The sequence below is a fragment of the Pseudomonas sp. NPDC089428 genome, assembly GCF_044749325.1.
Classification (GTDB): domain Bacteria; phylum Pseudomonadota; class Gammaproteobacteria; order Pseudomonadales; family Pseudomonadaceae; genus Aquipseudomonas.
Genome location: NZ_JBIVHT010000001.1, coordinates 294,117 through 316,423, shown reverse-complemented (window position 1 = coordinate 316,423; position 22,307 = coordinate 294,117). Strand labels below are relative to the sequence as shown.

Sequence of the window (22,307 nt, the reverse complement as noted above, 5' to 3'; positions counted from 1 at the left end):
TAGTTATTCGAACGATTTGCCCTAGACTGGGCTCCAACGACAAACAATATTGTTTCCGAGGAGCTCACCATGGGCCTTTTGATCGACGGCCGCTGGCACGACCAGTGGTATGAAAACGGCAAGGACGGCACCTTCAAACGCGAAAACGCCCAGCGCCGCAATCAGCTGCCCGCTCCAGAGGCCGGCCGCTACCACCTGTACGTTTCGCTGGCCTGCCCATGGGCCCACCGCACCCTGATCCTGCGCGCCCTCAAAGGCCTGGAGCCACTGATCGACGTGTCGGTGGTCAGCTGGCTGATGCAGGACCATGGCTGGACCTTCGACCCGCAGCAAGGCTCCAGCGGCGACCACCTCGACGCCCTGCAGTACCTGCACCAGCGCTACACCCAGGACGACCCGCACTACACCGGCCGGGTGACCGTGCCCGTGCTGTGGGACAAGAAAGAGAAGCGCATCGTCAACAACGAGTCGTCAGAGATCATCCGCATCTTCAACAGTGCGTTCAACGAACTGACCGGCAACACCCTGGACCTGTACCCTGAGCCACTGCGCCCGACCATCGAGGCGCTGAACGAACGCATCTACCCGGCGGTGAACAACGGCGTGTACCGCGCAGGCTTTGCCACCACACAGGATGCCTACGAGGCCGCTTTCGATGACGTGTTCAACGAACTGGATTATCTGGAAGAGCTGCTGGGCCGCAATCGCTATCTGGCGGGCGAGTACCTGACCGAGGCCGATGTGCGCCTGTTCACTACCCTGGTGCGCTTCGATGCGGTGTACCACGGGCACTTCAAGTGCAACCTGCGCCGCCTGAGCGACTACCACAACCTGTCCAACTGGCTGCGCGAGCTGTACCAATGGCCGGGCGTGGCTGGCACGGTGAACATGGAGCACATCCAGAAACACTATTACATGAGCCACAAGACCATCAACCCGAACGGCATCGTGCCCAAGGGCCCGCTGCAGGACTTCAACCAGCCCCATGATCGGGAGCGGTTGGTGGGCAAAGGGATCTGGCAGGCTTGAGATTGCCGGGGCTGCTGTGCAGCCCTTTCACAACACAAGGCCGCTCCTACCGGAAACGCGTGATCCCTGTAGGAGCGGCTTTGTGTCGCGAAAGGGCCGCAAAGCGGCCCCAACGGTTTCAGCTGTTTTGCGCCCCTTCGAACCAGGCCAGCTTGTCGCGCAGCTGCACCACTTCCCCGACAATTACCAGGGTCGGCGCATGCACTTCATGCTGGGCCACCAGGTCCGGCAGGTCCGCCAGGGTGCCGGTAAACACCCGCTGATTGCGCGTAGTCCCCTGCTGCACCAGGGCCGCCGGCGTACTGGCCGCCCGCCCGTGGCGAATCAGCTCGGCACAGATGGTCGGCAAGCCCACCAGCCCCATGTAGAACACCAGGGTCTGGGCCGGCGCCACCAGGTCATGCCAAGGCAGATTGCTGGTGCCATCCTTGAGGTGGCCAGTGACGAAGCGCACCGACTGGGCGTAGTCACGGTGAGTCAGCGGAATCCCGCCATAGGCGGAGCAACCACTGGCCGCGGTAATGCCCGGCACCACCTGGAACGGGATGCCTTGCTCGGCCAGCTCCTCGATCTCTTCGCCACCACGGCCGAAGATAAACGGGTCGCCGCCCTTGAGGCGCAACACACGCTTGCCCTGCTGGGCGAGATCGACCAGCAGGCGGTTGATCTGGTCCTGTGGCACGGCATGGTCGGCGCGGCGCTTGCCGACGTAGATACGCTCGGCATCACGCCGGCACATCTCGATGATGGCCGGAGCCACCAGGCGGTCGTACAGCACCACATCGGCCTGCTGCATCAGGCGCAAGGCGCGGAAAGTCAGCAAGTCCGGATCGCCCGGCCCTGCACCGACCAGATACACCTCACCACCCTGCTGCACCGGCGCACCGTCGACCATCGCCTGCAGCAGGCGCTCGGCCTCGGCGCCCTGCCCGGCCAGCTGGCGCTCGGCGATCGGCCCCTGGAACACGGTTTCCCAAAAGCCACGGCGCTGATTGACGTCCGGGTACAAGGATTTGACCTTGTGCCGGAAGCGCGCGGCCAGCCCGGCCAGTTCGCCATACGCCGACGGGATCCAGGCTTCCAGCTTGGCGCGGATCAGCCGCGCCAGGACCGGGGCGTCACCGCCACTGGACACCGCGATCACCAACGGTGAACGGTCGACGATCGCCGGGAAGATCACCGTGCACAGGGCCGGCGCATCCACCACGTTGACCGGCAGGCTCAGCGCCTGCGCATCGGCCGACACCTGGGCGTTGAGCCCAGGGTCGTCGGTGGCCGCGATCACCAGCCGGCAGCCGACCAGGTCGGCCGCCTGATAGCCACGCACCAGCACCTCACCGCCACCTTCCCGGGCCAACGCGGCCAGCTGGCCGTCGACGTCCGGCGCCACCACGCGCAGCGCGGCGCCGGCATCGGCCAGCAGGCGCGCCTTGCGCAGGGCGATCTCACCGCCGCCGACGACCAGTACCCGGCCGCCCTGCAGCTTGTGGAACAGCGGCAGGTAATCCATTTAGCGGATGACCTCGACGCCGCCCATGTACGGCTTCAGCACCTCTGGTACACGGATCGACCCGTCGGCCTGCTGGTAGTTTTCCAGCACCGCCACCAGGGTACGGCCTACAGCCAGGCCGGAGCCGTTGAGGGTGTGCACCAGCTCCGGCTTGCCGGTTTCCGGGTTGCGCCAGCGGGCCTGCATGCGGCGCGCCTGGAAGTCACCGCAGTTGGAGCAGGAGCTGATTTCGCGGTACTTGTCCTGGCTCGGCACCCACACTTCGAGGTCGTAGGTTTTCACGGCGCCGAAGCCCATGTCGCCGGTGCACAGGGCCAGTACGCGGTAGGGCAGCTCCAGCAACTGCAGTACGCGCTCGGCGTTGGCAGTCAGGCCTTCCAGGGCTTCCATCGACTTGGACGGCTCGACCACCTGGACCATCTCGACCTTGTCGAACTGGTGCTGGCGGATCATGCCGCGGGTGTCACGGCCCGAGGCACCGGCTTCGCTACGGAAGCACGGGGTGTGGGCGACCAGTTTGAGCGGCAGCTGCTTGGCGTCGAGGATCTGCTCGGCGACCAGGTTGGTCAGCGACACTTCGGCCGTCGGGATCAGGTAGAAGTCGGCTTCGCCTTCGCGGGTGATCTTGAACAGATCTTCCTCGAACTTCGGCAGCTGGCCGGTGCCCTGCAGGGCCGGGGCCTGTACCAGGTACGGGGTGTAGTGCTCCTCGTAGCCGTGCTCGCCGGTGTGCAGGTTGATCATGAACTGCGCCAGGGCGCGGTGCAGGCGGGCGATAGGCCCACGCAGCACGGCAAAGCGCGCACCGGACAACTTGGCTGCGGCTTCGAAGTCCAGGCCACCGCTGATTTCGCCCAGAGCGACGTGGTCCTTGATCTCGAAATCGAAGGCAGTCGGCGTGCCCCAGCGGCGCACTTCGACGTTGTCGTCTTCGCTGGCACCGACCGGCACGCTGGCGTCCGGCAGGTTGGGGATGGTCAGCAGAATGCTGTCCAGTTCGGCCTGGATACCGTCCAGTTCGCTCTTGCCGGCGGCCAGTTCATTGGCCATGCGCTCGACGTCAGCCATCAGCGGGGCGATGTCTTCGCCCTTGGCCTTGGCCTGGCCGATCGACTTGGAACGGGCATTACGCTCGGCCTGCAGCTGCTCGGTGCGGGTCTGCACCGCCTTGCGGCGCTCTTCCAGTGATTCGATGCGCGCGACATCCAGGCTGAAGCCACGGGAGGCCAGGCGATCCGCCACTTCCTGAAGTTGGCCGCGTAACAGTTTGGAATCGAGCATATCGTTCTCTCGTTATGTGTAGGTGTTGGTTCAGAAACGGGTCAGGGACAGGCCGGCCCAGGTGGCCAGAAGCCCGCCCACCACGCTGATACTGGTATAGCCCAAGGCGAGGGGCACTTGCCCACTTTCCATCAGGCGCACGGTATCGAGCGAGAAGGAGGAAAACGTCGTCAGGCCGCCAAGGAAGCCGACGATCAGGCCGGCGCGCAGTTCGACCGGCGCCAGCGGTTTGTGCAGGAACAGGCCGTACAGCAGGCCGATCAGCAGGCAGCCAACCAGGTTGACCGCCAGCGTACCCAGATAGAAGTGCCGTGGCCAGTGGGCCGCGACCCAGTTCGAGGTGGCGAAGCGCAACAAGGTCCCGGCGATACCACCCGCGCTGACCGCGGCGATCAGGGCAATCATGGTTTTCTCCGCTGGCGGGGGCTGTTGCGGTCGAGCTCGGCCAGGTGGCGCAGCTTCTCGCCGATCTTCAGCTCCAGGCCTCGCGGCACGGGCTGGTAGTACTGGCGCGGCTCGAGCGCTTCAGGGAAGTAATCCTCGCCGGCAGCATAGGCGTCGGGCTCGTCGTGGGCGTAGCGGTATTCTTCGCCGTAGCCGAGCTGCTTCATCAGCTTGGTCGGGGCATTGCGCAGGTGCAGCGGCACTTCCAGCGAGCCGTGTTCGGCAGCTTCGCGCAAGGCGGTCTTGAAGCCCACGTACACCGCATTGCTCTTCGGCGCACAGGCGATGTAGGTGATGGCCTGGGCCACCGCCAACTCGCCTTCCGGGCTACCCAGGCGCTCCTGCACATCCCAGGCGGCCAGGCACAGGCTCAGGGCGCGCGGGTCGGCGTTGCCGATGTCCTCGCTGGCCATGCGCACCACGCGGCGGGCGATGTACAGCGGGTCGCAGCCGCCGTCGAGCATGCGCGCGAACCAGTACAGGGCGCCATCGGGGTTGGAGCCGCGCACCGACTTGTGCAGCGCGGAAATCTGGTCGTAGAACGCCTCGCCCCCCTTGTCGAAGCGGCGGCGGCTGTCGCCGAGCAGGCTTTGCAGCATCTCGACGTCGATCTCGCTGCCATCTTCGGCCAGGTCAGAGGCATTCTCGAGGAAGTTGAGCATGCGCCGGCCATCACCATCGGCGGCGGCCATGAGCATCTTGAAGGCGTCGTCACCGACACGCAGGTTGCGCTTGCCCAGCCCGCGTTCTTCGGTCAGCGCGCGATGGACCAGCTTGCGCAGCGCCGCTTCGTCGAGGCTCTTGAGCACGTACACCCGCGCCCGCGACAGCAAGGCGTTGTTCAGCTCGAACGACGGGTTCTCGGTGGTGGCTCCGATGAACAGCAGCGTTCCGTCCTCTACATAGGGTAGGAAGGCATCCTGCTGGGACTTGTTGAAACGGTGCACTTCGTCGACGAACAGGATGGTGCGCCGGCCATACTGCCCGGCCTGCTGCTTGGCCACTTCGACCGCCTGGCGGATCTCCTTGACCCCGGCCAGCACCGCCGAGACCGTCTCGAAGTGCGCATCGCAGAACTGCGCCAGCAGCCGCGCGAGGGTGGTCTTGCCCACCCCCGGCGGCCCCCAGAAGATCATCGAGTGCAGCGCACCCTGCTCCAGCGCCTCGCGCAGCGGTTTGCCACGCGCCAGCAGGTGCTCCTGGCCAACGTACTCGTCCAGGTTGGACGGACGCAGGCGGGCGGCCAGCGGCTGGGCGACGGGTTCGCTTCGAAACAGGTCCATGGCGAGCTCTGCTTACTCCTTGATGACGTCGGCGCCTTTGGGGATGTCGAACTTGAACTGGCTGTCCGGCACCGCCTGGTTGGCCTTGACGCCATTGAACAGGATGTTGGTGCGCTGGCCGACGCTGTCGACCAGCTGCATGTCATTGATCAGGCCCTTGCGGAACGACACGCGCAGCGAGTCGAACAGGGTGTCCTTGGTTTTCGGCTTGAGGGTGAAGTCCATCACTTCGCCCTGCTCCTTGGAGGTGATGTCGAAGCTCTGGCTGATCTTCGACACGTCCCCGGACAGCAGCAGCGCCGGGGTCTGGTTCAGGCGCTGGTCGAGCTTCTTGATGGTCGCCTGCTCCAGGTCCGGGTCCCACAGGGTAACGTTCTTGCCGTCCGACACCACCACCTGCTCCTGCGGCGCATTGGTGTGCCAGTAGAACAGGCCGGGGCGCTTCACGGTCATCTTGCCGGACGTTTCCTGCAGGCTGGTGCCGCCGGCATCCAGGGTCAGCTGGGAGAAGTTGGCCTCGATGGTCTGGGATTTTTCCAACAGCTGGGTCAGGCGTTGTACGTCTTGCTCACCGGCATAAGCAGTAACCGAGCCCAGGGTCAGGGCAGAAACCAACAGCATGCGAATCGCGCGCATGGGAATCCTCATTGAGCATTGAAAAGGCGGGCGCCACCGTTGGCGCCCGGCAAGGTGTTCATCAGTCGCGCGGGCCGCCCGGGGCAATCACTTCCCGCGAGCCGTTGCTGTTCATCGGGGTGACCACGCCGGCCATCTCCATCGACTCGATCATCCGCGCCGCGCGGTTGTAGCCGATCTTCAGCTTGCGCTGCACGGCCGAGATGGATGCGCGGCGGCTCTCCAGCACGAACTGCACGGCTTCATCATACAGGGCATCGGTTTCGGCATCGTCACCATCGCCGCCACCGCCGCCACCGCCGCCACCGCCATCGAAGCCGCTGCCGGCCTCTTCGACGCCGTTGAGGATGTCGTCGTTGTAGTCTGGCGCGCCGCGCAGCTTCCACGCCTCGACCGTGCGGTGCACTTCGTCGTCGGAGACGAACGCACCGTGCACCCGGATCGGCAGGCTGGTGCCCGGCGGCATGTACAGCATGTCACCGTGGCCGAGCAGCTGTTCGGCGCCGCCCTGGTCGATGATGGTCCGCGAGTCGATCTTGCTCGACACCTGGAACGCCATGCGGGTCGGGATGTTGGCCTTGATCAGACCAGTGATCACGTCCACCGACGGGCGCTGGGTGGCGAGGATCAGGTGGATACCGGCGGCCCGCGCCTTCTGGGCGATACGGGCGATCAGCTCTTCGACCTTCTTGCCGACGATCATCATCATGTCGGCGAATTCGTCGACCACCACGACGATGGTCGGCAGGGTCTTCAGCGCTGGCGGCTCGTCGTCCATGCTCTCGCGACGGTACAGCGGATCATGGATGATCTCGCCGGCTTCCTGGGCGTCCTTGATCTTGCGGTTGAAGCCAGCCAGGTTACGCACGCCCATGGCCGCCATCAGCTTGTAGCGCCGCTCCATCTCGGCCACGCTCCAGCGCAGGGCGTTGGCGGCGTCCTTCATGTCGGTGACCACCGGGCACAGCAGGTGCGGGATGCCTTCGTAGATCGACAGTTCGAGCATTTTCGGGTCGATCATGATCAGCCGCGCGTCTTCCGGGCTGGACTTGAACAGGATCGACAGGATCATCGCGTTGACCCCCACCGACTTACCGGAACCGGTGGTACCGGCCACCAGCAGGTGCGGCATCTTGGCCAGGTCGGTGATCACCGGCTTGCCGCCGATGTCGTGGCCCAGGGCCAGGGTGACCGGCGACTTCTGCTCGTCGTACTGCGGCGTGGCAAGCACTTCCGAGAAGCGCACCATCTGCCGGTTTTCGTTGGGGATCTCGATACCCACGGTGGTCTTGCCGGGGATCACTTCGACCACCCGCACACTGGTCACCGCCAGGGACCGCGCCAGGTCCTTGGCCAGGTTGGCAATGCGGCTGACCTTGACGCCAGCGGCTGGCTGGATTTCGTAACGGGTAATCACCGGGCCCGGGTGGATGGAGTCCACCGAGACTTCCACGCCGAACTCCTTGAGCTTGATTTCCAGCAGCTGGCCGACACCGGCCAGGGACTCTGGCGAGTACTCGATCTTCTTCTGTTCGGCCGGGTCGAGGATGGAAATCGACGGCAAGGTACCTTCCACGGCGCTGTCGACGAACAGCGGCGCCTGTTTTTCCTTCATCACCCGCTTGCTCGGCTCCGGCGCCCTGGCCGCGGCCGGTGGCACGATGGTCGGGGCCGCTGCAGGCTGCTCGCGGGGCACGACAGGCTCGCGGGCGAGGGTCGGTTCGCGAGGTACCACAGGCTCGCGGGCGATCGTCGGTTCACGGGCCAGGGTCGGTTCGCGGGGCTCAACGGGCTGGGCCGGTGCTTCTTCACGCTTGAAGATGCGCTCGCGCAGCGCCGGCTTCGCTGGCTCGCGCTTGTCGGCGGCCTTCGGCGCCAGGTCGAACTTCGAGTCGAACACCGGCTCGTCGACTTCGCGCAGTTGCGCTTCCAGGCGCTTGCGCTCGTTGCGCGCTTCCCACCAGCGGCTGGCCGCACCCTGCACCAGCTCGAACAGGTCGAGGGTGATCTTGCCGGTCATGTCCATCACCTTGAACCACGACAGGTCGGTGAACACGGTCAGGCCGAACAGGAACAGGGCAATGAACATCAGGGTGCTGCCCTGCACGTTCAGCAGGTTGCGCGCCAGGTCGCCGAGGCTTTCGCCCAGTGCACCGCCCGCAGAAAACGGCAGGCTCGCCGGCGGGTGGAAATGGATATGCGCCAGGGCCGCGCCCGACAGCACCAGGAACACCAGGCCGATCAACCGCCAGGAGAACAGCCACCCGCTCCACTGCCACGGCTGGTGCCGCTCGCGGAAGATCTGCCAGGTCTTGATCGCCAGCAGCAGCGGGAAGATGTAGGCGAAATAGCCCAGCACCATGAACAGGATGTCGGCGAAGTACGCACCGGCACGCCCGGCGGCATTCTGCACCTGGTCGACGTTGCTGGTGTGGCTGAAGCCCGGGTCCGACGTGTCGTACGTCAGCAGTGCCATCCACAGGTACAGGCACAGTGCGCCGACAGCGATCAACGCACCTTCCTTGAGGCGGTAATGCAGCTGCTGGCGCCACAGGGGCACGGGCAAGGGAGCTGGAGTTGCGGTGGATTTCTTCAAAACGCGTCTATTCCTGCGCGTGCTGCGCGTCCAGTAGTGATCGGCCGGCGTCTGGCCAATGAACCACTACTTTTAACATTACTGCCCGCCAGCCGCCATGACGGCGCGCCGTATGGAGCTTGAGTGGGGGCGACTTTCGTATAGGTGCAATTTGAGCACGCATTTTCTTTCGTGACAAAGGCTTATGCTGTGTTTTTGCACAGGTGTGACAGCAAATGTAGCGGATGGTGCCTGTGGTTTCATGAATGTGTAGGAAATTGCCTATTCTGCTGCCCGCCAATGCCTCTTGACCCTGCCGGCATTGACCCCGCAAGCCCTGCGCGCCATGCTGCCCTCTCCCCTCCCCCACCGCACGATAGACCATGCTCACCTGGCTGACCCGCGACTCGCTGACCTTCCCGCCCCTGGAAAAGGCCCTGCACGACCCCAACGGCCTGCTCGCCGCTGGCGGCGACCTGAGCCCCGAGCGCCTGGAGCAAGCCTACCGGCACGGCTGCTTCCCCTGGTACCAGGACGGCCAGCCGATCCTCTGGTGGTCGCCCGACCCACGCACGGTGCTGTTCCCGGACGAGCTGCACGTCTCGCGCTCGCTGGCCAAGCTGATGCGCCAGGGCCGCTACCAGGTCAGCTTCGACACGGACTTCCCTGGGGTAATCGCCGCCTGCGCGGCACCGCGCGACTATGCCGACGGCACCTGGATCACCGACACCATGCGCAATGCCTACTGCGAACTGCACCGGCGCGGCATCGCCCATTCGGTGGAAGTGCGCGAGCACGGCCAGCTGGTCGGCGGCCTGTACGGCCTGGCTATTGGCAGGCTGTTTTTCGGCGAATCGATGTTCAGCCGCGCCGACAATGCCTCCAAGGTCGGCTTCGTGACGCTGGTCGAGCATTTGCGCCAGGCCGGCTTTGTGCTGATCGACTGCCAGATGCCGACCAACCACCTGCACAGCCTTGGCGCCCGCGCCATCAGCCGCGCCCGCTTCGCCGAGTACCTGGCGCAACACCTCGACCAGCCCAACAGCGCCACCTGGGTTTGCTAGGCGAGTTCTGCGAGCTGGCTTACACTTAAAGCAACGTCTCACCGAGGGGGTTGATCATGACAGAGTTGGCGCGGTTGAAGTTCTATGCCACTCAACCCCACTCCTGCAGCTACCTGCCGGACGAACAGGCCACCACGCTATTCCTCGACCCCAGCCAGCCGATGGACGTGCACGTGTATGCCGACCTGTCGGAAATGGGCTTTCGGCGCAGTGGCGACCACCTGTACCGCCCGCATTGCCAGAACTGCAATGCCTGCGTGCCCGCGCGCATCCCTGCCGCGCGTTTCATTCCCAACCGCCAGCAGCGGCGCATCCTCAAGCGTAACGCCGACCTGACCGTGACCGCCGCTCGCCCGGCGTTCAAGGAAGAGTATTTCGACCTCTACCGGCGCTACATCGAAACCCGCCATGCCGATGGCGACATGTACCCGCCGAGCCGCGACCAGTTCTCCACCTTCCTGGTCCGCGACCTGCCGTTCTGCTGGTTCTACGAGTTCCGCCTGGAAGGCCGCTTGCTGGCAGTTGCCGTATGCGATCTGCTGCCCAACGGCCTGTCGGCGGTGTACACCTTCTACGAACCTGAGGAAGAGCGCCGCAGCCTCGGGCGCTTTGCCATCCTCTGGCAGATCACCGAAGCCCTGCGCCAGGATCTGGAGGCGGTCTACCTGGGCTACTGGATCAAAAACTGCAAGAAGATGAACTACAAGACGCAGTATCGACCCATCGAGCTGCTGATAAACCAGCGCTGGGTCACCCTCAACTGAAAGCATTGGCTTGACACACAGTTTTCCGGCATAATCCACGCCACTTTTTTGCCCGGTGCGGTTATGCGTCGGGCCAACACTGGATCCGAGGGCTCTACTGCATGTCGAAAGAAGACAGCTTCGAAATGGAAGGTACTGTCGTCGACACCCTGCCCAACACCATGTTCCGCGTGGAGTTGGAAAACGGGCACGTCGTAACCGCGCACATCTCCGGAAAGATGCGCAAGAACTACATCCGCATTCTCACTGGCGACAAGGTCCGCGTCGAACTGACGCCCTACGACCTGAGCAAGGGCCGCATCACCTACCGTGCGCGCTAAGCTCTAGCCATGAAAAAGCCCGGCCAAGTGCCGGGCTTTTTTGTGCCTGCCAGATTGCAGGGGCTGCTTTGCAGCCCATCGCCGGCAAGCCAGCGCCCACAGGTAATAGCTATTCCCCTGTGGGAGCGGGCGTGCCCGCGAAGGGCCGCAACGCGGCCCCCTCTATCACGCAACCTCAGCCGTGGTCTCGAAGTCGAACACCAGTTCGCCATCGCGCAGGTCGACATGCACCACGCCACCGTGCTCGGCCAGCTCGCCAAACAGGATCTCTTCGGCCAGCGGCCGCTTGATCTTGTCCTGGATAAGCCGCGCCATCGGCCGTGCGCCCATCTGTACGTCGTAGCCGGAAACCGCCAGCCAGCCGCGGGCGGCATCGCTGACTTCCAGCAGCACACGCTTGTCTTCCAACTGCGCCTGCAGTTCGATGAGGAACTTGTCGACGATGCTCTTGATCGTCTCGGTGCTCAGGCGGCCAAACTGGATGATGGTGTCCAGACGGTTGCGGAACTCCGGCGTGAAGCTCTTGCGGATGACTTCCATGGCATCGGACGCATGGTCCTGATGGGTGAAGCCGATCGAGGCCCGCGCAGCGGTTTCAGCGCCAGCGTTGGTGGTCATGATCAGGATCACGTTACGGAAGTCGGCCTTGCGCCCGTTGTTGTCGGTCAGGGTACCGTGGTCCATCACCTGGAGCAGCAGGTTGAAGACTTCCGGGTGGGCCTTCTCGATTTCATCGAGCAGCAGCACGCAGTGCGGTTGCTTGGTGATCGCCTCGGTCAGCAAGCCGCCCTGGTCGAAACCAACGTAGCCTGGCGGCGCACCGATCAGGCGCGACACGGTATGGCGTTCCATGTACTCGGACATGTCGAAGCGTACCAGTTCGACACCCAGCGCCTTGGCCAGCTGCCGCGCAGCCTCGGTCTTGCCGACACCGGTCGGGCCGGCGAACAGGAACGAACCGACCGGCTTGTCCGGCGACTTCAGACCGGCACGGGACAGCTTGATGGCCGTAGCCAGCGAGTCGATAGCCGCGTCTTGGCCGAACACGGTCAGCTTCAGGTCACGCTCGAGGTTACGCAGCAGCTCCTTGTCGGAGCTGGTGACATGCTTCGGCGGAATCCGCGCGATCTTGGCAACGATGTCCTCGACCTGCGGCACGTCGATGCGCTTGACCCGGTTCGCCTCAGGCTGCAGGCGCTGATAGGCACCCGCCTCGTCGATCACGTCAATGGCCTTGTCCGGCATGTGCCGGTCATTGATGTAGCGCGAGGCCAGTTCGGCGGCGGCGCGCAGGGCTTCGTCGCTGTACTCGATGTTGTGGTGGCTCTCGAAGCGGCCTTTCAGGCCACGCAGGATGCCGACAGTGTCTTCGACCGATGGCTCACTGACATCGACCTTCTGGAAACGCCGTGCCAGGGCACGGTCTTTCTCGAAGATGCCACGGAACTCCTGGAAGGTGGTCGAACCGATGCAACGGATTTCACCGGACGACAGCAGCGGCTTGAGCAGGTTGGACGCATCCATCACCCCACCCGACGCCGCACCGGCACCGATGATGGTGTGGATTTCGTCGATGAACAGGATCGCCTGCGGACGCTTGCGCAGTTCGCCGAGCAGCGCCTTGAAGCGCTTCTCGAAGTCGCCACGGTACTTGGTACCGGCCAGCAGCGCACCGAGGTCCAGCGAATAGACCACGCTCTGCGCCAGCAGGTCAGGCACCTGGCCGTCGACGATGCGCTTGGCCAGGCCTTCGGCGATGGCGGTCTTGCCGACGCCAGCCTCACCGACCAGCAGCGGGTTGTTCTTGCGCCGGCGGGCCAGAATCTGCGCCACGCGCTCGACTTCCTGCTCACGACCCACCAGCGGGTCGATACGGCCGGCACGGGCCAGCTCGTTCAGGTTGCTGGCGTAGGCATCCAGCGGGTTGCTCGAAGAGGAGGTTTCGCCACCCTCTTCGTCCTGCATTTCCTGGTCGCTCTCGGCGTGCGAACCGTGCCCCGGCACCTTGGAGATACCATGGGCGATGTAGTTGACCACGTCGATACGGGCCACGCTCTGCTGTTTCAGCAGGAACACGGCCTGGCTTTCCTGTTCGCTGAAGATCGCCACCAGCACATTGGCACCGGTGACTTCGCGCTTGCCGGAGCTCTGCACGTGGAACACGGCACGTTGCAGCACACGCTGGAAGCCCAGGGTTGGCTGGGTTTCGCGGTCTTCGTCGTTGACGGGGATCAGGGGTGTAGTGGAGTCGATGAACTCTTGCAGGTCGTGCTTGAGCTTGTCGAGATTGGCGCCACAGGCGCGCAGAACGGTCGCAGCAGCCTCATTGTCAAGGAGTGCCAGCAGCAGATGTTCGACGGTCATGAATTCATGACGCTTCGAACGAGCCTCCTTGAAGGCAAGATTGAGGGTGACTTCGAGCTCGCGGTTTAACATAGCTTCACCTCATACCCAAGTGGTCGGCGATTAACCGTCCTTCTCGATTTCACAGAGTAGCGGATGCTGGCTTTCCCTGGCGTATTGGTTGACCTGCATGGCCTTTGTTTCGGCGATGTCACGGGTAAACAATCCGCACACTGCCCGCCCTTCGGTATGGACGGTCAGCATGATCTTGGTCGCCAGCTCGCGGTTCAGACTGAAGAACGTTTCGAGCACTTCGACGACGAAATCCATCGGCGTGTAGTCATCGTTGAACAAAACCACCTTGTACATCGGTGGCGCCTGCAGGATCGGCTTGGCTTCCTGTACCGCAAGCCCTGAGCCGTCGTCCTCATTCGATTGCGGGCGATCCTGATTGAATGTTAGTCGAATCTCACTGGGTGCATGCATGGAAAGAATTTCATCATGAGCGTCAGGTTAAGGTTGTGGGTTGACTGCATTGGCGGCCGCTGGCGCACGCGCCACCTGACCTTGACTAACGGCAAAACGGTGTTACAACCAATAAGAACCCACCGTGGTCGATAAAGATCCGCGCAGTCAACCAGATTTTTCGCATGGTTCGTATGCGGATGAAGTGGATGATACTCCAGTGATGGAGTCCTTTGCAGAGGGACATAGGGATGGCAAGCGGTAAAGTCAAGTGGTTCAACAATGCCAAGGGCTACGGATTCATCAACGAAGAGGGAAAAACCGACGATCTGTTCGCGCACTACTCCGCGATCCAGATGGAAGGCTACAAGACCCTCAAGGCAGGCCAGTCCGTGGTGTTCGAGATCATTCAGGGCCCCAAAGGCCTGCATGCGACCCAGATCAAGGACGCCGCCGTTGCCGCTGCCGCTGCGACCAACGCCGTAGGCCAATCCGAGGGCGAGACCGTGCAAGTCTGACCACCCTGCTCTCTGCCGGGATACGAAAGAACCGGCCGCTTCTTTAGCAGAAGCGGCCGGTTTTCAATTGACTCACATGTGCTTGATCATTTCATCGCCAAAGCCCGAACTGCTCACCAGCTTGGCACCGTCCATCAGCCGCTCGAAGTCGTAGGTCACGGTCTTGGCCGCAATCGCGCCATTGGTGCCCTTGATGATCAGGTCGGCCGCCTCGGTCCAGCCCATATGGCGCAGCATCATTTCTGCCGAGAGAATCACCGAGCCCGGGTTGACCTTGTCCTGCCCGGCGTATTTCGGCGCAGTGCCGTGGGTGGCCTCGAACATGGCCACGGTATCGGACAGGTTGGCGCCCGGCGCGATGCCGATGCCGCCCACCTCCGCCGCCAGGGCGTCGGAAAGGTAATCACCGTTGAGGTTGAGGGTGGCGATCACATCGTACTCGGCCGGGCGCAGCAGGATCTGCTGGAGCATGGCGTCGGCGATGGCGTCCTTGACGATCACCTCGCGGCCGCTCTTGGGGTTCTTGAACTTCATCCATGGGCCGCCATCGAGCAGTTCGGCGCCGAACTCGTCGCGGGCCACTTCGTAGCCCCAATCCTTGAAGGCACCTTCGGTGAACTTCATGATGTTGCCCTTGTGCACCAGGGTCAGCGACTCGCGGTCGTTGTCCACCACGTACTGCAGGGCCTTGCGCACCAGGCGCTTGGTGCCCTCGCGGGAAACCGGCTTGACGCCGATGCCGCAGTCCTGGTCGAAGCGGATCTTGGTGACGCCCATTTCCTCCTTGAGGAACTTGATCACCTTGTTCGCCTCAGGTGAGCCGGCCTTCCACTCGATACCGGCATAGATGTCCTCGGAGTTCTCGCGGAAGATCACCATGTCGACGTCGCCAGGCTTCTTCACCGGGCTTGGTACGCCTTGGAACCACAACACCGGGCGCAGGCACACATAAAGGTCGAGCTGCTGGCGCAAGGCCACGTTCAGCGAGCGGATACCGCCACCGACCGGTGTGGTCAACGGCCCCTTGATCGAAACCACGTAGTCTTTCACCGCATCCAGGGTTTCCTGGGGCAGCCAGGTGTCCTGGTCGTAGACCTGGGTGGCCTTCTCGCCGGCATACACCTCCATCCAGGCGATCTTGCGCTTGCCGCCATAGGCTTTCTGCACGGCGGCATCGACCACCTTGATCATCACGGGTGAAACATCGACACCAATCCCGTCGCCTTCAATATAAGGAATGATGGGGTTGTCAGGAACGTTGAGCGAATGGTCTGCATTGACGGTGATCTTGGCGCCGTCGGTCGGAACCTTGATTTTCTGGTATCCCATGCTTGCACTACTCCGCTGTCGGGTGTGATTGGACATCCTGCGTCCAATGAGCCTAAACCACATCTGTCGACCTGCAAGCTGTGGGTGCGGGCTTGCCCGCGAAGAATACCCCGCCGACGGTGCGTCACTACGCCACATTGCCCCTACATCTTTGGTCTTATAAATGGCGCCGATGTCACTTCGCCTTGCTGAATAGCCCAAATGGTTTGGTATACTCCGCCGCGACCGAAGGGTCACCGGGGCGAATCCCAGGAAAATGCGGACCGCCCTTGGCCATGAATGGCCGAAAAGCCTGGCCAGAAAAGTCTGGACTGTTACCGCAGCTCAGCATTGACGCTCGACTGATGCATCCACCATCACCGCTCGCAGCCTCTCGACTTTCCGCTCATGGCGTTGCCAGGGCGATGCGCCTACCCTGCGCAACACGAGACTCGAGCACGCTCAGCACACAGAGAGTTAACCCGCATGCCCACCCGTTCCAAGATCATCTATACCTTCACCGACGAAGCCCCCGCCCTCGCCACCTACTCGCTGCTGCCGATCGTCGAAGCCTTCACCGCTTCGGCTGACATCGCCGTCGAAACTCGCGACATTTCCCTGGCCGGCCGTATCCTTGCCGCCTTCCCGGAGCAACTGGGCGCAGAGAAGCAAGTAGGCGATCACCTGGCGGAACTGGGCCAGCTGGCTACCACCCCTGAAGCCAACATCATCAAGCTGCCGAACATCAGCGCCTCGGTACCGCAGCTCAAAGCCGCGATCAAGGAACTGCAAGGCAAGGGCTTCAACATCCCTGACTACGCCGACGAGCCGTCCACCGAGGCCGAGAAAGAGTCCCGCGCCCGCTACGACCGCATCAAGGGCTCCGCCGTGAACCCGGTGCTGCGCGAAGGCAACTCCGACCGCCGCGCGCCGCTGTCGGTCAAGAACTACGCCCGCAAGCACCCGCACAAGATGGGCGCCTGGGCCGCTGACTCCAAGTCGCACGTTGCCCACATGAACAATGGCGACTTCTACGGCAGCGAAAAAGCCGCGCTGATCGAGGCTGACGACAGCCTGCGCATCGAGCTGGTTGGCAAAGATGGCAGCACCACCGTGCTGAAAGCCAAGACTGCCGTCAAAGCTGCCGAGATCGTCGACTGCGCCACCATGAGCCGCAAGGCCCTGAAAGCCTTCATCGCCGAGCAGATCGCCGATGCCAAGGCCTCCGGCGTGCTGCTGTCGGTGCACCTGAAAGCCACCATGATGAAGGTTTCCGACCCGATCATGTTCGGCGTCATCGTCGAAGAATTCTACAACGACGTACTGGCCAAGCACGCTGCAGCCCTGGCTGAAGTAGGCTTCAACGCCAACAACGGCATCGGCGACCTGTACGCCCGCATCAAGGACCTGCCAGCCGACAAGCAGGCCGAAATCGAAGCCGACATCCAGGCCCTGTACGCCGAGCGTCCAGCCCTGGCCATGGTCAACTCCGACAAGGGCATCACCAACCTGCACGTGCCGAGCGACGTCATCGTCGACGCCTCGATGCCAGCGATGATCCGCGACTCGGGCAAGATGTGGAACACCGCCGGTGAACTGCAGGATGCCAAGGCGATCATCCCGGATCGCTGCTACGCCGGCATCTACCAGGCCACCATCGAAGACTGCAAGGCCAACGGCGCCTTCGACCCGACCACCATGGGCAGCGTGCCGAACGTTGGCCTGATGGCACAGAAAGCCGAAGAGTACGGCTCCCACGACAAGACCTTCCAGATCCAGGCCGACGGCGTGGTGCGCGTGGTCGATGGCAAGGGCAAGGTCGTTCTGGAGCAGAACGTCGAAGCCGGTGACATCTTCCGCATGTGCCAGACCAAAGACGCGCCGATCCAGGACTGGGTCAAGCTGGCCGTCAACCGTGCCCGCCTGAGCAACACCCCTGCGGTGTTCTGGCTGGACCCGGCCCGCGCCCACGACGGCGTGATGATCGAGAAGGTGCAGAAGTACCTGAAGGATCACGACACTACCGGCCTGGACATCCGCGTCCTGGCGCCGGTCGATGCCATCAAGTTCTCCCTGGCCCGCATCCGCGAAGGCAAGGACACCATTTCGGTGACCGGCAACGTGCTGCGCGACTACCTGACCGACCTGTTCCCGATCATGGAGCTGGGCACCAGCGCCAAGATGCTGTCGATCGTGCCGCTGATGAACGGCGGTGGCCTGTTCGAAACCGGCGCCGGTGGTTCGGCACCGAAGCACGTGCAGCAGCTGGTGGAAGAGAACTTCCTGCGTTGGGACTCGCTGGGTGAATTCCTGGCCCTGGCCGCTTCCCTGGAGCACCTGGGCAACACCTACGACAACCCGCGCGCCAAGGTCCTGGCCAACACCCTGGACCAGGCCACTGGCAAGTTCCTCGACACCAACAAGTCGCCTTCGCGCAAAGTCGGTGGTATCGACAACCGCGGCAGCCACTTCTACCTGACCCTGTACTGGGCCCAGGCCCTGGCTGCCCAGAGCGACGACGCCGCCCTGCAGGCACGCTTCGCCCCACTGGCCAAGACCCTGACCGAGAACGAGGAGACCATCGTCGCCGAGCTCAACGCCGTTCAGGGCAAGCCGGCCGACATCGGTGGCTACTACGCCCCGGATGCCGCGCTGACCGCCAAGGTGATGCGCCCAAGCCAGACCCTGAACAGCGCCATTGCTGCCCTGTAAGGTTCGCTTGAAGTAACAGCACAAACCCCGGCCACGCACCGGGGTTTGTGCTTTCTGGGATTAGGGCTGCTGCGCAGCCCTTCGCGGGCAAGCCCGCTCCCACAGGAAAGGTGCAGACACCGAGACCTGCACGGCACCTGTGGGAGCGGGCTTGCCCGCGAAGGGCCGCAAAGCGGTCCCGGCAATCTGAAAGGACACCGCACATGACCTGGCAACCCCACATCACCGTCGCTACCATCGTCGAAGACCAAGGCAAGTTCCTCTTCGTCGAAGAATTCAAGGCAGGCCAGCACGTCTTCAACCAGCCCGCCGGCCACCTCGAACCCAACGAGACCCTGCCCCAGGCCGCCCTGCGCGAAACCCTGGAAGAGACCGCCTGGGAAGTCGAACTCACCGGCGTGGTCGGCATCTACCTGTATACCGCCCCGAGCAACGGCGTGACCTACCAGCGCATCTGCTTCGCCGCCCGCCCTGTGCGCCACCATGCGGACCTGGCACTGGACAGCGACATCGTCCGCGCCGTGTGGCTGACCCGCGACGAACTGCTGGCCGACCCCGCCCGCTGGCGCAGCGAGCTGGTGCCACGCTGCCTCGACGACTACCTGAAAGGCCCGCTGCACAGCCTCGACCTGCTACGCGACTGACGCGCCGCGCCGGTTTTGATAGAATCGGCGTTTTTCCCCCTTGATACACACCGGTAACCATGACCAGCCCAGCACTCAAAGACCCCGCCAAGACCCGCGTCATCGTCGGCATGTCCGGCGGCGTGGACTCTTCCGTCTCCGCCCTTTTGCTCATGGAGCAGGGCTACCAGGTGGAAGGGCTGTTCATGAAGAACTGGGAAGAAGACGACGGCACCGAATACTGCACCGCCCGTGAAGACCTGGCCGACGCCCAGGCCGTGTGCGACCGCATCGGCATCAAGCTGCACACCGCCAACTTCGCCGCCGAATACTGGGACAACGTGTTCGAACACTTCCTCGAGGAATACAAGGCCGGCCGCACGCCCAACCCGGACATCCTCTGCAACCGCGAAATCAAGTTCAAGGCGTTCCTCGACTACGCCCTGTCGCTGGGTGCCGACCTGATCGCCACCGGCCACTACGTGCGCCGCCGCGACACCGGCGCGCTCACCGAGCTGCTCAAGGGCCTGGACCCGAACAAGGACCAGAGCTACTTCCTGCACGCCGTCGGCGGCAAGGAGATTGCCCGTACCCTGTTCCCGGTTGGCGAACTGGAAAAGCCAGAGGTCCGCGCCATCGCCGAAAAACACGGCCTGGCCACCGCCAAGAAGAAGGACTCCACCGGTATCTGCTTCATCGGCGAGCGCCGCTTCAGCGACTTCCTCAAGCAGTACCTGCCGGCCCAGCCAGGCGACATCGAGACCACTGACGGCGAAGTGATCGGCCGCCACCACGGCCTGATGTACCACACCATCGGCCAGCGCCAGGGCCTTGGTATCGGCGGCCTGAAGGACGCCGGTGACGAGCCGTGGTACGTGCTGCACAAGGACCTGACCCGCAATGTGCTGGTGGTCGGCCAGGGCAACGAACACCCATGGCTGTTCTCCCGCGCCCTGCTCGCTTCGGAAATCTTCTGGGTCAACCCGATCGACCTGAGCAGCCCACGCCGGCTGACGGCCAAGGTGCGCTACCGCCAGAGTGACCAGCAGTGCACCCTGGAGCTGACCGAAACCGGCTACCGCGCCGTGTTCGACGAGCCGCAGCGCGCCGTGACCCCAGGCCAGTCGGTGGTGTTCTACGACGGTGAAGTCTGCCTGGGCGGCGGCGTAATCGAAACGGCCGAGCCGTGGAGCCCGCGCGCATGAGCAACCTGCAGGAGCAGTTGATTGCCCTGGGCGGCGTGTTCCAGGCCGCCGTGCTGGTCGACCGCATCGCCCGCACCGGCCAGGCCAGCGAAGCCAATATCGGCTGCATGCTCGGCAGCCTGCTGGTCCGCGACCCCAAGGACACCCTGGAGGTGTTCGGCGGTGACGACCTCAACCTGCGTGACGGTTATCGCGCCCTGGTCGGCGCCCTGGAGCGCGACCCCAGCAGCCTGCAGCGCGAGCCCCTGCGCTACGCCCTGTCGATGCTGGGCCTGGAGCGCCAGCTGAACAAGCGCGGCGACCTGCTCGACACCATCGGCAACCGCCTGCCACAGATCCAGTCACAGGCCGACCATTTCGGCCTGGTTCACGAAAACGTCATCGCTTCCAGTGGAGCCTTGTACCAGGACACCCTGAGCACCTTGCGCCAACGCATTCAGGTGCACGGCGACATGCGCTTCCTGCAGCAGGCCAGCAACGCCTCGAAGATCCGTGCCCTGCTGCTCGCCGGCATCCGTGCCGCGCGCCTGTGGCGCCAGTTGGGCGGGCACCGCTGGCAGCTGGTGTTCAGCCGGCGCAAGCTGCTCAACGAACTGTACGACATGATGCGTTCGCCTTCCTGACGGGTGACGCCCAACCCTGTGGGAGCGGCTTGCCCGCGAAGCAGACGACTCGGTGGATGGCACCGGCTATGCCGGTGTTCGCGGGCAAGCCCGCTCCCACAGGGTCTGCCAACAGATTCAAACAGGCCCGACCTTTGGTCAGCCACCCGACTCGGGCGCAAAATTCATGTATGATATGCGCCCTTCCAAAAGCCTGACTGTCCGAGAACACCCCATGCAGCTTTCTTCGCTCACTGCGGTTTCCCCTGTAGACGGCCGTTACGCCGGCAAAACCCAGGCCTTGCGCCCCATTTTCAGCGAATTCGGCCTGATCCGTTTCCGCGCCCTGGTCGAAGTGCGCTGGCTGCAGCGCCTGGCCGCCCACCCGCAGATCGGCGAAGTGCCGGCGTTCTCCGCCGAAGCCAATGCCCTGCTGGACAGCCTGGCCACCGACTTCAAGCTCGAGCACGCCGAACGCGTCAAGGAAATCGAGCGCACCACCAACCACGACGTCAAGGCGATCGAATACCTCCTCAAGGAGCAGGCCGCCAAGCTGCCTGAGCTGGCCAAGGTCAGCGAGTTCATCCACTTCGCCTGCACCAGCGAGGACATCAACAACCTGTCCCACGCCCTGATGCTGCGCGCCGGCCGTGATGAAGTACTGCTGCCGCTGATGCGCCAGATCGCCGACGCCATCCGCGCCCTGGCCCACGCCCACGCCGACGTGCCGATGCTGTCGCGCACCCACGGTCAGCCGGCTTCGCCGACCACCCTGGGCAAAGAGCTGGCCAACGTCGTGTACCGCCTGGAGCGCCAGATCGCCCAGGTTGCCGCCGTGCCGCTGCTGGGCAAGATCAACGGCGCCGTGGGCAACTACAACGCCCACCTGTCGGCCTACTCGCAGATCGACTGGGAAGCCAACGCCCGCGCCTTCATCGAAGACGAGCTGGGCCTGCAGTTCAACCCGTACACCACCCAGATCGAGCCGCACGACTACATCGCCGAACTGTTCGATGCGATCGCCCGCTTCAACACCATCCTCATCGACTTCGACCGCGACGTCTGGGGCTACATCTCGCTGGGCTACTTCAAGCAGAAGACCGTGGCCGGCGAAATCGGCTCGTCGACCATGCCGCACAAGGTCAACCCGATCGACTTCGAAAACTCCGAAGGCAACCTGGGTATCGCCAACGCACTGTTCCAGCACCTGGCCAGCAAGCTGCCGATCTCGCGCTGGCAGCGTGACCTGACCGACTCCACCGTGCTGCGCAACCTGGGCGTGGGCTTTGCCCACAGCGTCATCGCCTACGAAGCCAGCCTGAAAGGCATCGGCAAGCTGGAAGTCAACCAGGCCCGTATCGCCGCCGACCTGGACGCCTGCTGGGAAGTCCTCGCCGAGCCGATCCAGACCGTGATGCGCCGCTTCAACATCGAGAACCCCTACGAGAAGCTCAAGGAGCTGACCCGTGGCAAGGGCATCACGCCAGAAGCGCTGCTGACCTTCATCGACGGCCTCGACATGCCTGCCGACGCCAAGGCCGAACTGAAGCTGCTGACCCCCGCTACCTACATCGGTAACGCGGCAGCCCAGGCCAAACGCATCTAAGCTGACCGTCGCGTTCAAC

Annotated in this window: 19 protein-coding genes; 10 read left to right on the top strand and 9 right to left on the bottom strand. The window is 63.6% G+C overall.

Annotated features, from left to right (window positions below; all coding sequences use genetic code 11):
- Positions 1–69: 69 nt before the first annotated feature.
- Positions 70–1,029 (top strand): glutathione S-transferase family protein, encoded by a 960-nt coding sequence (locus tag ACIPZ5_RS01590; RefSeq protein ID WP_313710785.1) that lies wholly within the window; start codon positions 70–72, stop codon positions 1,027–1,029.
- A 118-nt stretch (positions 1,030–1,147) separates the two neighbouring features.
- Here the strand turns inward: ACIPZ5_RS01590 and cysG are convergent, their stop codons facing one another.
- The 6 genes from cysG to ACIPZ5_RS01560 form a co-directional block, all read right to left on the bottom strand.
- Positions 1,148–2,539 carry a siroheme synthase CysG gene (cysG, locus tag ACIPZ5_RS01585; RefSeq protein WP_261940760.1) on the bottom strand — a complete coding sequence of 464 codons (1,392 nt, stop codon included), beginning with the start codon at positions 2,537–2,539 and terminating at the stop codon, positions 1,148–1,150.
- Positions 2,540–3,820, bottom strand: coding sequence for a serine--tRNA ligase (serS, locus tag ACIPZ5_RS01580; RefSeq protein ID WP_261940761.1), 1,281 nt, complete (start codon positions 3,818–3,820; stop codon positions 2,540–2,542).
- A gap of 30 nt (positions 3,821–3,850) precedes the next feature.
- On the bottom strand, positions 3,851–4,225 hold the full coding sequence (crcB, locus tag ACIPZ5_RS01575) for a fluoride efflux transporter CrcB (protein ID WP_070092653.1): 375 nt from the start codon (positions 4,223–4,225) through the stop codon (positions 3,851–3,853).
- The gene (locus ACIPZ5_RS01570; protein WP_343597459.1) at positions 4,222–5,547 is read right to left on the bottom strand and encodes a replication-associated recombination protein A; all 1,326 of its coding nucleotides are present in this window, start codon (positions 5,545–5,547) and stop codon (positions 4,222–4,224) included. Before ACIPZ5_RS01570 ends, crcB begins: the two co-directional genes overlap by 4 nt.
- 12 nt (positions 5,548–5,559) lie before the next feature.
- Entirely contained in the window at positions 5,560–6,183 is a 624-nt protein-coding gene (gene lolA, locus ACIPZ5_RS01565; RefSeq protein WP_016392718.1) for an outer membrane lipoprotein chaperone LolA, read from the bottom strand.
- A gap of 61 nt (positions 6,184–6,244) precedes the next feature.
- On the bottom strand, positions 6,245–8,839 hold the full coding sequence (locus tag ACIPZ5_RS01560; RefSeq protein ID WP_400806683.1) for a DNA translocase FtsK 4TM domain-containing protein: 2,595 nt from the start codon (positions 8,837–8,839) through the stop codon (positions 6,245–6,247).
- A 302-nt stretch (positions 8,840–9,141) separates the two neighbouring features.
- Between ACIPZ5_RS01560 and aat the strand changes: the two genes are divergently transcribed.
- From aat to infA, 3 genes are all read left to right on the top strand, one after another.
- A complete protein-coding gene (aat, locus tag ACIPZ5_RS01555) occupies positions 9,142–9,822 on the top strand; it encodes a leucyl/phenylalanyl-tRNA--protein transferase (RefSeq protein ID WP_343597453.1) in 681 nt (226 codons plus the stop codon).
- Positions 9,823–9,878: 56 nt separating this feature from the next.
- Positions 9,879–10,586: an arginyltransferase gene (locus ACIPZ5_RS01550; RefSeq protein WP_054886817.1), complete on the top strand. Its 708-nt coding sequence runs from the start codon at positions 9,879–9,881 to the stop codon at positions 10,584–10,586.
- Between the two features lie 101 nt (positions 10,587–10,687).
- Positions 10,688–10,906 carry a translation initiation factor IF-1 gene (gene infA / locus ACIPZ5_RS01545; protein ID WP_002553999.1) on the top strand — a complete coding sequence of 73 codons (219 nt, stop codon included), beginning with the start codon at positions 10,688–10,690 and terminating at the stop codon, positions 10,904–10,906.
- Positions 10,907–11,071: 165 nt separating this feature from the next.
- On the opposite strand, the gene clpA is transcribed toward infA, so the two are convergent.
- Positions 11,072–13,342: an ATP-dependent Clp protease ATP-binding subunit ClpA gene (gene clpA, locus ACIPZ5_RS01540; protein WP_261940765.1), complete on the bottom strand. Its 2,271-nt coding sequence runs from the start codon at positions 13,340–13,342 to the stop codon at positions 11,072–11,074.
- 30 nt (positions 13,343–13,372) lie between these two features.
- On the bottom strand, positions 13,373–13,735 hold the full coding sequence (gene clpS / locus ACIPZ5_RS01535; protein ID WP_003251220.1) for an ATP-dependent Clp protease adapter ClpS: 363 nt from the start codon (positions 13,733–13,735) through the stop codon (positions 13,373–13,375).
- 230 nt (positions 13,736–13,965) lie between these two features.
- On the opposite strand from clpS, the gene cspD reads away from it, so the two are divergent.
- Entirely contained in the window at positions 13,966–14,232 is a 267-nt protein-coding gene (gene cspD, locus ACIPZ5_RS01530; protein WP_343597416.1) for a cold shock domain-containing protein CspD, read from the top strand.
- A 72-nt stretch (positions 14,233–14,304) separates the two neighbouring features.
- On the opposite strand, the gene icd is transcribed toward cspD, so the two are convergent.
- Complete coding sequence (icd, locus tag ACIPZ5_RS01525) at positions 14,305–15,561, bottom strand: NADP-dependent isocitrate dehydrogenase (protein ID WP_261940766.1); 1,257 nt, start codon at positions 15,559–15,561, stop codon at positions 14,305–14,307.
- A gap of 465 nt (positions 15,562–16,026) precedes the next feature.
- Between icd and ACIPZ5_RS01520 the strand changes: the two genes are divergently transcribed.
- From ACIPZ5_RS01520 to purB, 5 genes are all read left to right on the top strand, one after another.
- Positions 16,027–18,252, top strand: a complete 2,226-nt coding sequence (locus tag ACIPZ5_RS01520; protein WP_343597412.1) for an NADP-dependent isocitrate dehydrogenase — start codon at positions 16,027–16,029, stop codon at positions 18,250–18,252.
- A gap of 203 nt (positions 18,253–18,455) precedes the next feature.
- Entirely contained in the window at positions 18,456–18,896 is a 441-nt protein-coding gene (locus tag ACIPZ5_RS01515; RefSeq protein ID WP_261940768.1) for an NUDIX hydrolase, read from the top strand.
- Between the two features lie 59 nt (positions 18,897–18,955).
- A complete protein-coding gene (mnmA, locus tag ACIPZ5_RS01510) occupies positions 18,956–20,080 on the top strand; it encodes a tRNA 2-thiouridine(34) synthase MnmA (RefSeq protein ID WP_343597409.1) in 1,125 nt (374 codons plus the stop codon).
- Positions 20,077–20,703 carry a high frequency lysogenization protein HflD gene (gene hflD, locus ACIPZ5_RS01505; RefSeq protein ID WP_027919723.1) on the top strand — a complete coding sequence of 209 codons (627 nt, stop codon included), beginning with the start codon at positions 20,077–20,079 and terminating at the stop codon, positions 20,701–20,703. The genes mnmA and hflD overlap by 4 nt, the downstream gene beginning before the upstream one ends.
- Positions 20,704–20,917: 214 nt before the next feature.
- Complete coding sequence (gene purB / locus ACIPZ5_RS01500) at positions 20,918–22,288, top strand: adenylosuccinate lyase (protein ID WP_400806161.1); 1,371 nt, start codon at positions 20,918–20,920, stop codon at positions 22,286–22,288.
- Positions 22,289–22,307: the final 19 nt, after the last annotated feature.